Genomic DNA, 13,382 nt, shown 5'->3' with positions numbered 1-13,382 from the left:
GGGAGCGGAATCCTCATAAGGTGAGAAGCATTGGTAGCCGGTGGTGGTCATGAGCCGCTGGTGGTCACGAGGAGGACTGCGGTGAGCGACACGAACCCCAAGCTGCGTGCCGAGCTGGCGGGTATCCCCACCTACAAGCCCGGGAAGCCGGCCGCCGCCGGTGGCGCCGTGGCGTACAAGCTGTCCTCCAACGAGAACCCGTATCCGCCGCTTCCGGGTGTGGTGGAGAGCCTGACCGCGGCGGCCGGTTCGTTCAACCGCTACCCGGACATGGCGTGCACGGGTCTGATGAACGAGCTGGCGGACCGTTTCGGCGTGCCCGTCTCGCACCTGGCGACGGGCACTGGCTCGGTCGGTGTGGCGCAGCAGCTCCTGCAGTCCACGAGCGGCCCTGGTGACGAGGTCATCTACGCCTGGCGCTCCTTCGAGGCGTACCCGATCATCACGCAGATCAGCGGGGCGACCTCGGTGCGGGTGCCGCTGACCCCGGGCGAGGTGCACGACCTGGATGCGATGGCCGACGCCATCACCGACCGGACGCGGCTGATTTTTGTCTGCAACCCGAACAACCCGACCGGCACGGTGGTCCGCCGGGCCGAGCTGGAGCGGTTCCTGGACCGGGTGCCGAGCGATGTGCTGGTCGTCCTGGACGAGGCGTATCGCGAGTTCATCCGTGACGTCGAGGTGCCGGACGGTGTGGAGATCTACCGTGACCGGCCCAACGTCTGTGTGCTGCGCACGTTCTCCAAGGCGTACGGACTGGCCGGACTCCGGGTCGGTTTCGCGATCGCTCACGAGCCGGTGGCGGCCGCGCTGCGCAAGACGGCGGTGCCGTTCGGTGTGAGCCAGCTCGCCCAGGACGCCGCGGTGGCGAGCCTGCGGGCCGAGGACGAGCTGATCGGCCGGGTCGGCTCGCTGGTCTCCGAGCGCACCCGGGTGGTCGGCGCTCTGCGCGGTCAGGGCTGGACGGTGCCCGAGACGCAGGCCAACTTCGTGTGGCTGCGGCTGGGGGAGCGCACCCTCGACTTCGCCGCCCACTGCGAGCAGGCCGGGGTCGTCGTGCGTCCCTTCGCGGGCGAGGGCGTCCGCATCACGATCGGTGAGACCGAGGCGAACGACATCTTCCTGAAGGCGACCGAGAGCTTCCACAAGGAGCTGTAGTCGCCCGATCGACAACCGCCCTCCTTCCCGGACGGGCTCGTCCGTCGCCCGGGAAGGCGGCCGTCGCCGAGTGCGCAGGGGCCCGTACGCGTTGATCGCGTACGGGCCCCTTGGCGTTGGGGCCGTTCGGCCCCGGCTTAAGGACCCCCCACCCCTCCTCCGTCGAACGGGCATGCGTCATAATTGCTTGTGAATGTGAACGCGTTCACAAGCGTGTCCTGTTGCTCCCATGTTGTCCGGGATAAAGCGGGCACACTGCCGCTGTGACAACGGCGACGTAAGGAGACTGACGACGTGGAATTGGCTTTGGCGCCAGAGACCATGGCGCGATGGCAGTTCGGAATCATCACCGTCTACCACTTCTTCTTCGTGCCCCTGACGATCTCGCTCGCGGCACTCGTCGCAGGCCTGCAGACCGCCTGGGTACGCACGGAGAAGCCGAAGTACCTGAGCGCCACCAAGTTCTGGGGCAAGCTGTTCCTGATCAACATCGCGATGGGTGTCGTCACCGGCATCGTCCAGGAGTTCCAGTTCGGCATGAACTGGTCCGCCTACTCGCGCTTCGTCGGTGACATCTTCGGCGCTCCGCTCGCCTTCGAGGCCCTGCTCGCCTTCTTCTTCGAGTCCACCTTCATCGGGCTGTGGATCTTCGGCTGGGACAAGCTGCCGAAGAAGCTCCACCTCGCCTGCATGTGGATGGTCTCCATCGGCACCATGCTGTCCGCGTACTTCATCCTCGCGGCCAACTCGTGGATGCAGCACCCGGTCGGCTACCGCATCAACAAGGCGAAGGGGCGCGCGGAACTCACCGACTTCTGGCACGTGCTGACGCAGAACACCGCGCTCGCCCAGGTGTTCCACACCCTGACCGCCGCCTTCCTGACCGGTGGCGCCTTCATGGTGGGCATCGCCGCCATCCACCTGGCCCGCAAGCGGCACGTCGCCGTCATGAAGACCTCGCTGCGCCTCGGCCTGGTCACCGTCGTCATCGCCGGTCTCCTCACGGCGATCAGCGGCGACACCCTCGGCAAGATCATGTTCAAGCAGCAGCCGATGAAGATGGCCGCCGCCGAGGCGCTCTGGGACGGCCAGGACTCAGCGCCCTTCTCGATCTTCGCCTACGGAGATGTCAGCAAGGGCCACAACACCGTCGAGCTGTCGATCCCCGGGATACTGTCGTTCCTCGCCGACGACGACTTCAACTCCTACGTCCCCGGCATCAACGACACGAACAAGGCCGAGCAGGAGAAGTACGGTCCCGGCGACTACCGCCCCATCATCCCGGTCACCTTCTGGGCGTTCCGCTGGATGATCGGCTTCGGCATGGCCTCCTTCGTGATCGGCATCATCGGACTCTGGCTGACCCGCAAGAAGTTCATGCTGCCGCAGCACCTGAGGGTCGGCGAGGACGAGGCACCGCATCTGGTCCTGTTCAAGAACAAGGCGCTGGGCCCGAAGCTCACCAAGTGGGGCTGGCGCATCGCCATCTGGACCCTGGCCTTCCCGCTGATCGCCAACTCCTGGGGCTGGATCTTCACCGAGATGGGCCGTCAGCCGTGGGTCGTGTACGGCGTTCTGCAGACGCGGTACGGGGTCTCCCCCACCGTCTCGCAGGGCGAGGTCATCACCTCCCTGGTCGTCTACTCGCTGATCTACGCGATCCTCGCCGTCATCGAGGTCAAGCTGCTCGCGAAGTATGTCAAGGCAGGACCGCCCGAGCTCACCGAGTCCGACCTCAACCCGCCCACCAGGATCGGCGGCGACTCCAGGGACGCCGACAAGCCGATGGCCTTCTCCTACTAGGCTCGGGGAGCTGCTGAGTCATGGAACTTCACGACGTCTGGTTCGTCCTCATCGCGATCCTCTGGATCGGATACTTCTTCCTGGAGGGCTTCGACTTCGGGGTCGGCATCCTCACCAAGCTGCTGGCCCGCGACCGCGTCGAGAAGCGGGTGCTGATCAACACGATCGGCCCCGTGTGGGACGGCAACGAGGTCTGGCTGCTCACGGCCGGCGGCGCGACCTTCGCGGCCTTCCCCGAGTGGTACGCCACGCTCTTCTCGGGCTTCTATCTGCCCCTGCTGATCATCCTGGTCTGCCTGATCGTGCGGGGCGTCGCCTTCGAGTACCGGGCGAAGCGGCCCGAGGAGCACTGGCAGCGGAACTGGGAGACGGCGATCTTCTGGACCTCGCTGATCCCGGCGTTCCTGTGGGGTGTGGCCTTCGGCAACATCGTGCGCGGGGTGAAGATCGACCGGAACTTCGAGTACGTGGGCAACTTCTGGGATCTGCTCAACGTGTACTCGATCCTCGGCGGTCTGGTGACGCTCACTCTGTTCACCTTCCACGGAACGGTGTTCGTCGGGCTCAAGACGGTCGGAGACATCCGGGAGCGGGCCCGCAAGCTCGCGTTGCGGGTCGGACTGGCGACCGCCCTGCTGGCGCTGGCCTTCCTCATCTGGACGCAGATCGACAATGGCGACGGCGCATCACTGGTGGCGCTGATCGTGGCCGTGGTCGCGCTGGTCGCGGCGCTGGCGATGGTCAACGCCGGTCGGGAGGGATGGGCGTTCATCCTCTCGGGGCTCACCATCGTGGCCGCCGTGGCGATGCTCTTCCTGTCGCTCTTCCCGGACGTCATGCCGTCCTCGCTCAACGAGGACTGGAGCCTCACGGTCTCCAACGCCTCGTCGAGCCACTACACCCTGACGATCATGACCTGGTGTGCCGTGATCGCCACCCCGATCGTCCTGCTCTACCAGAGCTGGACCTACTGGGTGTTCCGCAAGCGCATCGGCACGCACCACATCGCCGTGGACGCGTCGCACTGAAACCGATGGATCGGCATGTTTCACGTGAAACGTGCCCTGATGGGCCAAAGGTGTGTTTCACGTGAAACCTATCGATCCGCGCCTCCTCCGGTACGCCCGGGCCACCCGCCGTTTCCTTGTCGCGGTCGTGGTGCTGGGCGTCGCCGGAGCGGCTCTGGTCATCGCTCAGGCGATGCTCATCGCCGACGTGGTGGTCGGCGCCTTCCAGCACGGACACTCCGCCGCCGAACTGCGCACCCCGCTGATCCTGTTGACGGTCGTGGCGCTCGGGCGGGCGCTGGTGGCCTGGCTCACCGAGCTCGCCGCGCACCGCGCGAGTGCCGCGGTCAAGTCGGAGCTCAGGGGACGGCTGCTGGAGCGGGCCGCGTCGCTCGGACCCGGCTGGCTCAGCGGCCAGCGAACGGGCTCCCTCGTCGCCCTCGCGACCCGCGGTGTCGACGCGCTCGACGACTACTTCTCGCGCTATCTGCCGCAGTTGGGTCTCGCGGTGGTGGTCCCGGTCGCCGTGCTCGCGCGGATCGTCACCGAGGACTGGATGTCCGCGGCCATCATCGTCGCCACCCTGCCGCTCATCCCCCTGTTCATGGTGCTGATCGGCTGGGCCACACGCAGCCACATGGACCGCCAGTGGCGGATGCTGTCCCGGCTCTCCGGACACTTCCTCGACGTGGTCGCAGGACTGCCCACGCTCAAGGTGTTCGGCCGGGCCAAGGCGCAGGCCGAGTCGATCCGGAAGATCACCGGTGAGTACCGGCAGGCGACCATGAGGACGCTCCGCATCGCCTTCCTGTCGTCCTTCGCCCTGGAACTGCTCGCCACCATCTCGGTCGCCCTGGTCGCGGTGACCATCGGCATGCGGCTCGTCCACGGCGAGATGGATCTGTACGTGGGGCTGGTCATCCTCGTGCTGGCGCCCGAGGCCTATCTGCCGCTCAGGCAGGTGGGAGCCCAGTACCACGCCGCCGCCGAGGGGCTCGCGGCCGCCGAGGCGATCTTCGAGGTGCTGGAGACCCCCGCGCCGCGGTCCGGTTCGCGGATCGTGCCCGCGGGGGAGATCGTCTTCGACGGCGTGACCGTGTGCTACCCGGGACGCACCACCGACGCGGTCTCGGACGTCTCCTTCACCGTCGAGCCCGGTGAGACGGTCGCCCTCGTCGGCCCCAGCGGCGTGGGCAAGTCGACCCTGCTGAACGTTCTGCTCGGGTTCGTGGAGCCCACCGCCGGCCGCGTGAGCGCCGGGGGAGCCGATCTCACGGACGCCGACCTCGTCGCATGGCGCTCGCGGATCGCCTGGGTGCCGCAGCGTCCCCACCTGTACGCCGGAACCATCGCCGAGAACGTACGGCTGGCACGGCCCGACGCCGACGACGCGGCGCTGCGCCGGGCGCTCGCCGACGCCGGCGCGGCGGAGTTCGTGGACGCCCTGCCCGCCGGGGTGGACACGGTCCTCGGCGAGGAGGGCGCCGGCCTGTCGGCCGGGCAGCGCCAACGCCTGGCCCTCGCGCGGGCGTTCCTCGCGGACCGGCCCGTGCTGCTGCTCGACGAGCCGACGGCCTCGCTCGACGGGGCGACCGAGGCCGAGGTCGTCGCGGCGGTCCGGCGGCTGGCCGTGGGGCGGACCGTCCTGCTGGTCGTGCACCGGCCGGCCCTCCTGGACGTCGCGGACCGGGTGGTCCGCCTGGAGGCCGCCGTCGTCGGCGCGCCGAGGCCCGCGCCCGAGGCCGACCCCTCCGGCTCCCCGAAGCCGACGGACAGCACCCAGCCGACCGCGCCGGAAAGCCTGTCCCCGGCCGAGGCACCCGTCGTGATGCCCCGGGGCCGCGACGGCGTGCTCGCCCGGGTCCGGGCGATGGCGGCACCCCGGCGGGGGCCGCTCGCGCTCGCCCTGTTCCTCGGCAGCCTCGCGCTCGGGAGCGCCGTCGGCCTGATGGCGACCTCCGGCTGGCTCATCTCACGAGCCTCCCAGCAGCCGCCCGTCTTCTACCTGATGGTGGCCGTCACGGCCACCCGGACGTTCGGCATCGGCCGGGCGGTGTTCCGGTACGCGGAACGGCTCGTCTCGCACGACGCCGTGCTGCGGATGCTGGCCGACACCCGGGTCGCCGTCTACCGGCGCCTGGAACGGCTCGCGCCCGCCGGGCTGCGGACCACCCGGCGCGGCGACCTGCTGTCGCGACTCGTCGCCGATGTCGACGCCCTCCAGGACTACTGGCTGCGCTGGCTGCTGCCGGCCGGAGCCGCGGTCCTGGTCTCCGCCGCCTCCGCTGGGTTCACCGCCTGGCTGCTCCCCGAAGCCGGCGCCGTGCTCGCCGTCGGTCTGCTGGCCGCCGGAGCCGGAGTCCCCCTGGTGACCGGTGCCGTCGCGCGCCGCGCCGAACGCCGGCTGGCCCCCGCCCGCGGGGCGCTGGCCACCCAGGTGGCCGATCTGCTCACGGGGACCGCCGAACTGACCGTCGCGGGCGCGCTGCCCGCCCGTACCGCCCAGGCGCGGCAGGCCGACGGCGTCCTCACGAGGATCGCCTCCCGCGCCGCCACCGCGACCGCTCTCGGCGACGGACTCACGGCACTGGTCTCCGGGCTCACCGTCGCGGCCACCGCCCTGGTCGGCGCCCAGGCGGTCGCCGCGGGCCGCCTGAACGGCGTGCTCATGGCCGTCGTCGTCCTCACCCCGCTCGCCGCCTTCGAGGCCGTCATGGGACTGCCGCTCGCCGTCCAGTACCGGCAGCGGGTGCGCAAGAGCGCCGAGCGCGTGTACGAGGTGCTGGACGCCCCCGATCCCGTACACGAGCCCGTACAGCCGCGGCCGGCGCCCGCGTCGCCGTTCCCGCTCCGCGTGTCCGGGCTGCGGGCCCGGTACGCGGGCCAGGACCGGGACGCGCTGGCCGGACTCGACCTGACCCTCGAAGAGGGCCGCAGGATCGCCGTGGTCGGCACCTCCGGAGCCGGCAAGACGACGCTCGCGCAGGTGCTGCTGCGGTTCCTGGACCCCGGAGCCGGGACGTTCACGCTCGCGGGGGCGGACGCGTACGGCATGGACGGGGACGCCGTGCGCCGGCTGATCGGGCTGTGTGCCCAGGACGCGCACCTCTTCGACAGCACCGTGCGCGAGAACCTGCTGCTCGCCCGCAAGGACGCGAACGGGGCCGCGCTGCGCGACGCGCTCGGGCGGGCCCGCCTCCTCGACTGGGTGGACGCCCTGCCCGCCGGGCTCGACACCCCGATCGGAGAACACGGGGCACGGCTGTCCGGCGGTCAGCGCCAGCGGCTCGCCCTGGCCCGTGCGCTGCTCGCCGACTTCCCCGTGCTCGTCCTCGACGAACCGGCGGAACACCTCGACCTGCCGACGGCCGACGCGCTCACCGCGGACCTGCTGGCCGCGACCGAGGGCCGTACGACCCTGCTGATCACGCACCGGCTGGCCGGACTCGACGCCGTGGACGAGGTGATCGTGCTCGCGCGCGGGCGCGTGGTCCAGCGCGGTCCGTTCGCCGAGCTGGCGGCCGTCGAGGGGCCGCTGCGGGAGATGGCGGAACGCGAGACGGCCGCGGACCGGCTGGTGGGCGTTGTGGCCCCCCACTAGGCTCGAGGCATGTCAGCGGCGAGGGGCTCCCCCGTCCCGGGCGACGACACGGGCGCGGCGTCTCGTGCTCCGGGAGGGCCGGCCGGCGAGCCGGACGCCCGGGTCCCACGGCTGCTGGAGGCCGTGCGGTCGGTCGGATCGGGACTGGAACTGCACTCCAAGCTCGGCCGGATCTGCGAGACGGCCGCCGAACTCACCGACGCGCGGTACGCGGCCATCGGAGTCGTGGACGAGAGCGGCGAGGGCCTCTCGGACTTCGTCCAGCGCGGCGTCGACGAGGAGACCGCCCGCCGGATCGGCCGGAGGCCCGACGGCCACAAGGGGCTGCTGGGCGCGCTCATCCGCGACCCCGATCCGGTGCGCCTGGCGAACCTGACCGACGACCCGCGCTCCTGCGGCTTCCCGGCCGGCCATCCGGCGATGCGCAGCTTCCTCGGCGTACCGATCCGGGTCCAGGGGGAGATCTTCGGAAACCTGTACCTCACCGAGAAGCGCGACGGCGGCGCCTTCGACGACGACGATCTCCACATGGTCCGGGTGCTCGCCACGGAGGCGGGTATCGCCATCGGCAACACCCGCCTGTACGAAGCGGCCAAGCAGCGGGAGCGCTGGATCGACGGCTCGGTGGCCGTCACCACCGCGCTGCTGGCGGGCGGCGACGCCGAGGACGCGCTGCAGATCGTCGCCGAACAGGCCCGCCGGCTCTCCGGCTCCGCGGCCGGGATCGTGCTGCTCCCCGCCGAGGAGGGCGGCCTTGAGGTCGTCGCGGTGGCCGCGGACCACCCGTCCGACGCGCTGGGCGTGATCGTTCCGCCGGAGAGCGAACTGGTCGCCGAACTCCGCGACGGGAACCCGGTGTTCCTGGCGGACGCGTCCGCCGACCCGCGGCTGCGGACGGATCTCACCCACGGCTACGGGCCCGTCATGATGCTCCCCCTGGAGAGCGACGGCAGGGTCCTCGGCGCCCTCCTGACCCCGAGGCCGCGCGACGGACGCCAGTTCACCGAGACCGAGCGGACCGTCGCCACGCAGTTCGCCTCCCAGGCGGCCCTGGCGCTGATGATGGCCGAGACCCAGCGCGACCGGGAACGGCTCGCGGTGTACGAGGACCGCGACCGGATCGCCCGCGATCTGCACGACCTGGTCATCCAGCGGCTGTTCGCCACCGGCATGATGCTGGAGAGCGCGCAGCGCCGGTCGAACGTGCCCGAGGTGCGGCGCGGTGTCGGCAAGGCGGTCGACGAACTCGACGTCACCATCCAGGAGATCCGCACCGCGATCTTCGCGCTCCGGCAGGGCCCAGCCGAGACGCCGTCCGGGCTGCGCACCCGCGTCCTGCGCGAGATCAACATGGCCGCCGTCCCCCTCGGGTTCCACCCCGGACACCACTTCACCGGGCCGGTCGACACGCAGGTCGGCGAACTCACCGCCAAGAACCTCATCGCCGCGCTGCGCGAAGCCCTCTCCAACGCCTTCCGGCACGCGGGGGCCTCCCGGATCGAGGTGTCCGTCGACGCGGACGTCCCGTTGCCGGACGGGCGGCCCGGTGTGCGTCTCGCGGTCGCGGACGACGGGGTCGGCATTCCCGAGGGCGGCCGGCGCAGCGGTCTGAAGAACCTCAAGCGGCGGGCCGAGTCGCTGGGCGGGGAGAGTTGGTACGGGCCCGGGCTCGGCGGGGACGGCGGCGGTACGACGGTGGTGTGGCAGGTGCCGCGCTGAATCGCCTTGCGCGGGTGCCTCGTTCATGATCGGTGGTGCCCGACGCGGCCCGCTCGCTGGGCCCGCATCAATCCGAACTCAACTCGTCGAGATCGGCCCCTGAGGAGCCGTCAGGCCCGGCCGCTGGGCCATTCGTGACGTCCTGTCCCCCAGGTGTACCCCTTGAACGGGCCGGGCCCGAAGGCGCGGGCCACGATCGCTGTCATGCGCTCCTCTCGCCGCCATCCCCTTCTCGTACCCGCTCTGCTGTCCGCTCTCGTGACCCTCGCGGCCTGGCCGGCGGTGGCCGACGGTGACGGCGACGGCGCGGACCTCGACATCAGCGCCCAGGTGGCGCGGCTGTACGAGGACGCCTCGGTCGCGACGGGACAGTACGAGGCGGGGCGGCAGGACGCCGAGGCGCAGCGGGGCCGGGCGGAACAGGCCGAGCGCCGTCTCGTCCGGGAGCGGCAGGAGATCGCGGTGCTGCACGAGGACCTGGGCCGTATCGTGCGCGCCCAGTACCGGCAGGGCGGCGGGCTGCCGTACACGGCACAGATCCTGTTCGCGAAGGACCCCGACGGTCTGATGCGCGGTCAGCACGCCGTGCGACGGGCCGATCTGGCCGTCGCCGGCGCCGTCGCGAAGAGCAGGCGTGCCGAGGTGCGGCTCGCGGCGGACGAGGCGAAGGCCCGCTCCGAGTGGCAGGTGCTGGAGAAACGGAGGGGGGAACTCGCCGCGGTCAAGCGGACCATCGAGGCCAAGCTGGACGAGGCGAGGTCGGCGCTGCAGAGCCGGGCGGACGCCTCCGTGGCGGCCGGTTCCTGTCGCGGGGCGGTCCGTCTCGACCAGCCGCCGACGGCGTTCACGAACGCGTGGGTCGCGCCGGTGGAGACGTACGAACTCTCCGCGGGATTCGGCAGCGGAGGCGAGCACTGGGCGCACCGGCACACCGGGCAGGACTTCGCCGTGCCCATCGGCACCCCGGTGCGGGCTGCCGGGGCCGGCCGGGTGGTGAGGGTGTCCTGCGGCGGCGCGTTCGGCATCGAGGTCGTGGTCGAGCACCCCGACGGCTACTACACGCAGTACGCGCATCTCGCGTCGGTCGCCGTCGACCAGGGGCAGCGGGTCGCGACGGGCGAGTGGATCGGCCAGTCGGGCACGAGCGGCAACTCGACCGGTCCGCATCTGCACTTCGAGGTGCGGGTGACGCCGGACATGGGATCGGCGGTCGACCCGGTCCCGTGGCTGGCGGAACACGGGGTCGTCGTCTAGGGCCGGGCCCGTCGAGTCCTCCGGCACGGATGCCGGAGGACCTCCGTCGGATCGGGCCAGGGCTACGCGCGGTCCGCCAGGATCCTCTCGATCACGACCGCCACACCGTCCTCGTTGTTCGCGACCGTGCGGCCGGAGGCGGCGGCGATCACGGCGGGGTGGGCGTTGCCCATGGCGTACGACCGGCCCGCCCAGGTGAGCATCTCGACGTCGTTCGGCATGTCGCCGAAGGCGACGACCTCCTCGGGCGTGATGCCCCGCTCGGCGCAGCACAGCGCGAGGGTGCTGGCCTTGGAGATGCCGGGACCGCTGATCTCCAGCAGGGCGCTGGGGCTCGACCGGGTCACGTTCGCCCGGTCCGCGATGGCGGGGCGGGCGACGGCGAGGAATTCGTCCGGGTCCATCTCCGGGTGGAACGCGAGCACCTTGAGCACCGGCTGATCGGCGTCCAGCGCGTCCTCGGCGAGGAGCTTCTCGGCGGGCAGGACGATCTCCGGGGGTTCCATGTGCATCAGGGGGTAGCCCGGTTCGAGGTGGAGGCCGTACGTCCGCTCGACGGCGCACACCGTGCCGGGCGCGGCGGTCCGCAGGATCCGGATGACGTCCAGCGCGGTGTCGGGCGTCAGTTCACGGATCTTGACGAAGCGGTGGCTGCCGGGGCCGCCGTGCAGGTCGACCACGGCGGCGCCGTTGCCGACGATGGCCAGGCCGTGCCCGTGGACGTGGTCGCTGACGACGTCCATCCAGCGGGCCGGGCGGCCGGTGACGAAGAAGACCTCGATGCCGGCCTGCTCGGCGGCGGCGAGGGCGGCGATCGTGCGGTCGGACACCGATTTGTCGTCGCGCAACAGGGTGCCGTCGAGGTCCGTGGCGATCAGCCGGGGCGGGACGGTGGAGGCCGGAGTCTCGGGCCGGCGAGTCGCTGAGGTCACGTGGTCATTCTCCCGCATATATGCGCACGGCCGTGCGGCGGTCCGCACACTTGAGTGGTTACCGTCCTCACCCCGGTTCACGCCGACTCATCCCGGCTCACCTCGCGTCACCCTCGCCCCGCCCGGACCGTCACGGCCCGGGTGTCGTCCCGCTCGTCCCCTCGCCCCGCCCCGCCGTGCCGTCGCATCGGCGGGACCACGGGCACGGCGGCCGGGTTCAGCGGAGCTGGGCCACCGCTTCCATGGCGATCCGCTCGAAGACCTTGGGGTCGGCGGCGAAGTCCGAGTCGGGGATCGGCCAGTGGACGACGATGTCCGTGACGCCCAGTTCGGCGTGCCGGCCGGCGAAGTCGACGAACGCGTCGACGGACTCCAGGGGCCGGCCACGGTCGGGGGTGAAGCCGGTGAGCAGGATCTTGTCGAGCTCCGCCACGTCCCTGCCGATCTCGGCGCAGGCGTCGGCGAGCTTGCCGATCTGTCCGCGAATGGCCTGAACCGACTGTTCGGGGGTGCCCGTCTCGTACAGCTTCGGGTCGCCGGTCGTCACCCACGCCTGCCCGTGCCGGGCGGCGAGCTTCAGCCCGCGCGGGCCGGTGGCGGCCACGGCGAACGGCAGCCGGGGGCGCTGGACGCAGCCCGGGATGTTGCGGGCCTCGTGCGCCGAGTAGAAGTTGCCGCCGTAGGAGACGGAGTCCTCGGTGAGGAGCCGGTCGAGCAGGGGCACGAACTCGGCGAAGCGGTCGGCGCGCTCCCGCGGGGTCCACGGCTCCTGGCCGAGCGCGGTGGCGTCGAAACCGGTGCCGCCGGCTCCGATGCCCAGCGTGATCCGGCCGTCGGAGATGTCGTCGAGGGAGATCAGATCCTTGGCGAGGGTCACCGGGTGCCGGAAGTTCGGCGAGGTCACGAGTGTGCCGAGGCGCAGCCGGTCGGTGACGGCGGCCGCGGCGGTCAGTGTCGGCACGGCCCCGAACCAGGGGCCGTCGCGGAAGGTCCGCCAGGAGAGGTGGTCGTAGGTGAACGCGGTGTGGAAGCCGAGCTGCTCCGCGCGCTGCCATGCGGAACGCCCGCCCTCGTTCCAGCGGACGTACGGCAGGATCACGGTGCTCAGACGCAGACTCATGCGTCGAGCGTAGACGGATCCGCGGCGCGCTCGCCTCAGGGCGGTCCGGGGGCCTGCCCGAGGGCTTGCCTAGGGGCCCGCGCGGCGTCCGGTCCCGCGTCCGGCGGCGGTACCGCCCGGAGTCCGGGATCAGTGCGGAGCGGGAAACCGCAGATAGCGCGGGGGTACGGCCGCGGTCAGCCAGACTCCGTTGGCGCTGACGTGGAAGACATGGCCGTCACGGTGCATGGCGGCGGCGTCCACGGAGAGGATGACCGGCCGGCCGCGGCGGGCGCCGACGCGGGTGGCCGTCTCCCGGTCCGCCGAGAGGTGCACGTCGTGCCGGTTCATGGGGCGCAGGCCCTCGGCGCGGATCGCGTCCAGGCTGCGGGCCACGGTCCCGTGGAAGAGGTACGCCGGCGGGGTCGCCGGGGGCAGTCCGAGGTCGACCTCGACGGAGTGGCCCTGGCTGGCCCGGATCCGGGTCCCCTCGACGGCGAAGCGCCGCTTGTCGTTCGTGGCCACCACGTGGTCGAGCTCGGCGCGGGTGATCCGGAAGCCGTGCGCGGTGGCCGCTGAGAGCAGCGTGTCGATCTCGACCCAGCCGCCCTCGCCGAGCGTGAGCCCGATCCGCTCGGGCTGGTGCCGCAGATGCTTCGAGAGGTACTTCGACACCTTCACGGTGCGTCGTTCGTCCATCGGTTCATCGGCCCGTCTGTCCGTCCGATCATCCGCCTGCTCATGTTCTTTCATCCTCCCAGCGTGCCTGGAGAGAGGCGGATCACGCATTTGATTTTGAGTCGGAG

General features: G+C 71.2%; 9 protein-coding genes. 6 read left to right on the top strand and 3 right to left on the bottom strand.

The features are described 5' to 3' along the window. Positions 1 to 81: 81 nt before the first annotated feature. From hisC to ACFRIC_RS11890, 6 genes are all read left to right on the top strand, one after another. Positions 82 to 1,161 (top strand): histidinol-phosphate transaminase, encoded by a 1,080-nt coding sequence (gene hisC, locus ACFRIC_RS11915; protein WP_382783166.1) that lies wholly within the window; start codon positions 82 to 84, stop codon positions 1,159 to 1,161. A 294-nt stretch (positions 1,162 to 1,455) separates the two neighbouring features. Then, positions 1,456 to 2,964: a cytochrome ubiquinol oxidase subunit I gene (locus ACFRIC_RS11910; RefSeq protein ID WP_382783163.1), complete on the top strand. Its 1,509-nt coding sequence runs from the start codon at positions 1,456 to 1,458 to the stop codon at positions 2,962 to 2,964. A gap of 20 nt (positions 2,965 to 2,984) precedes the next feature. Then, positions 2,985 to 3,992, top strand: coding sequence for a cytochrome d ubiquinol oxidase subunit II (gene cydB / locus ACFRIC_RS11905; RefSeq protein WP_382783161.1), 1,008 nt, complete (start codon positions 2,985 to 2,987; stop codon positions 3,990 to 3,992). Positions 3,993 to 4,044: 52 nt separating this feature from the next. Continuing rightward, positions 4,045 to 7,572, top strand: a complete 3,528-nt coding sequence (cydD, locus tag ACFRIC_RS11900) for a thiol reductant ABC exporter subunit CydD (protein ID WP_382783158.1) — start codon at positions 4,045 to 4,047, stop codon at positions 7,570 to 7,572. Positions 7,573 to 7,581: 9 nt separating this feature from the next. Beyond that, entirely contained in the window at positions 7,582 to 9,291 is a 1,710-nt protein-coding gene (locus ACFRIC_RS11895; protein ID WP_382783155.1) for a GAF domain-containing protein, read from the top strand. A gap of 204 nt (positions 9,292 to 9,495) precedes the next feature. After that, the gene (locus ACFRIC_RS11890) at positions 9,496 to 10,545 is read left to right on the top strand and encodes a peptidoglycan DD-metalloendopeptidase family protein (RefSeq protein ID WP_382783153.1); all 1,050 of its coding nucleotides are present in this window, start codon (positions 9,496 to 9,498) and stop codon (positions 10,543 to 10,545) included. 62 nt (positions 10,546 to 10,607) lie between these two features. Here ACFRIC_RS11890 and ACFRIC_RS11885 read toward each other — a convergent pair whose 3' ends face one another. The 3 genes from ACFRIC_RS11885 to ACFRIC_RS11875 all read right to left on the bottom strand — a co-directional run bounded on the left by ACFRIC_RS11885 (position 10,608) and on the right by ACFRIC_RS11875 (position 13,275). Then, positions 10,608 to 11,495: a Cof-type HAD-IIB family hydrolase gene (locus tag ACFRIC_RS11885; RefSeq protein ID WP_382783150.1), complete on the bottom strand. Its 888-nt coding sequence runs from the start codon at positions 11,493 to 11,495 to the stop codon at positions 10,608 to 10,610. Positions 11,496 to 11,694: 199 nt separating this feature from the next. Continuing rightward, on the bottom strand, positions 11,695 to 12,597 hold the full coding sequence (locus ACFRIC_RS11880; RefSeq protein ID WP_382783147.1) for an LLM class flavin-dependent oxidoreductase: 903 nt from the start codon (positions 12,595 to 12,597) through the stop codon (positions 11,695 to 11,697). A gap of 129 nt (positions 12,598 to 12,726) precedes the next feature. Continuing rightward, positions 12,727 to 13,275 (bottom strand): RNA 2'-phosphotransferase, encoded by a 549-nt coding sequence (locus tag ACFRIC_RS11875; RefSeq protein WP_382783144.1) that lies wholly within the window; start codon positions 13,273 to 13,275, stop codon positions 12,727 to 12,729. Positions 13,276 to 13,382: the final 107 nt, after the last annotated feature.

The organism is Streptomyces sp. NPDC056738 (assembly GCF_042790435.1).
Taxonomy (GTDB): Bacteria; Actinomycetota; Actinomycetes; order Streptomycetales; family Streptomycetaceae; genus Streptomyces.
This window is presented reverse-complemented; position numbering and strand designations above follow the sequence as displayed.

Coding starts and splice junctions, on each gene's coding strand:
- ACFRIC_RS11885 (WP_382783150.1), bottom strand. CDS start 11,495: ATGCGGGAGAATGACCACGTGACCTCAGCGACTCGCCGGCCCGAGACT.
- ACFRIC_RS11880 (WP_382783147.1), bottom strand. CDS start 12,597: ATGAGTCTGCGTCTGAGCACCGTGATCCTGCCGTACGTCCGCTGGAAC.
- ACFRIC_RS11890 (WP_382783153.1), top strand. CDS start 9,496: ATGCGCTCCTCTCGCCGCCATCCCCTTCTCGTACCCGCTCTGCTGTCC.
- ACFRIC_RS11895 (WP_382783155.1), top strand. CDS start 7,582: ATGTCAGCGGCGAGGGGCTCCCCCGTCCCGGGCGACGACACGGGCGCG.
- cydB (WP_382783161.1), top strand. CDS start 2,985: ATGGAACTTCACGACGTCTGGTTCGTCCTCATCGCGATCCTCTGGATC.
- ACFRIC_RS11875 (WP_382783144.1), bottom strand. CDS start 13,275: ATGGACGAACGACGCACCGTGAAGGTGTCGAAGTACCTCTCGAAGCAT.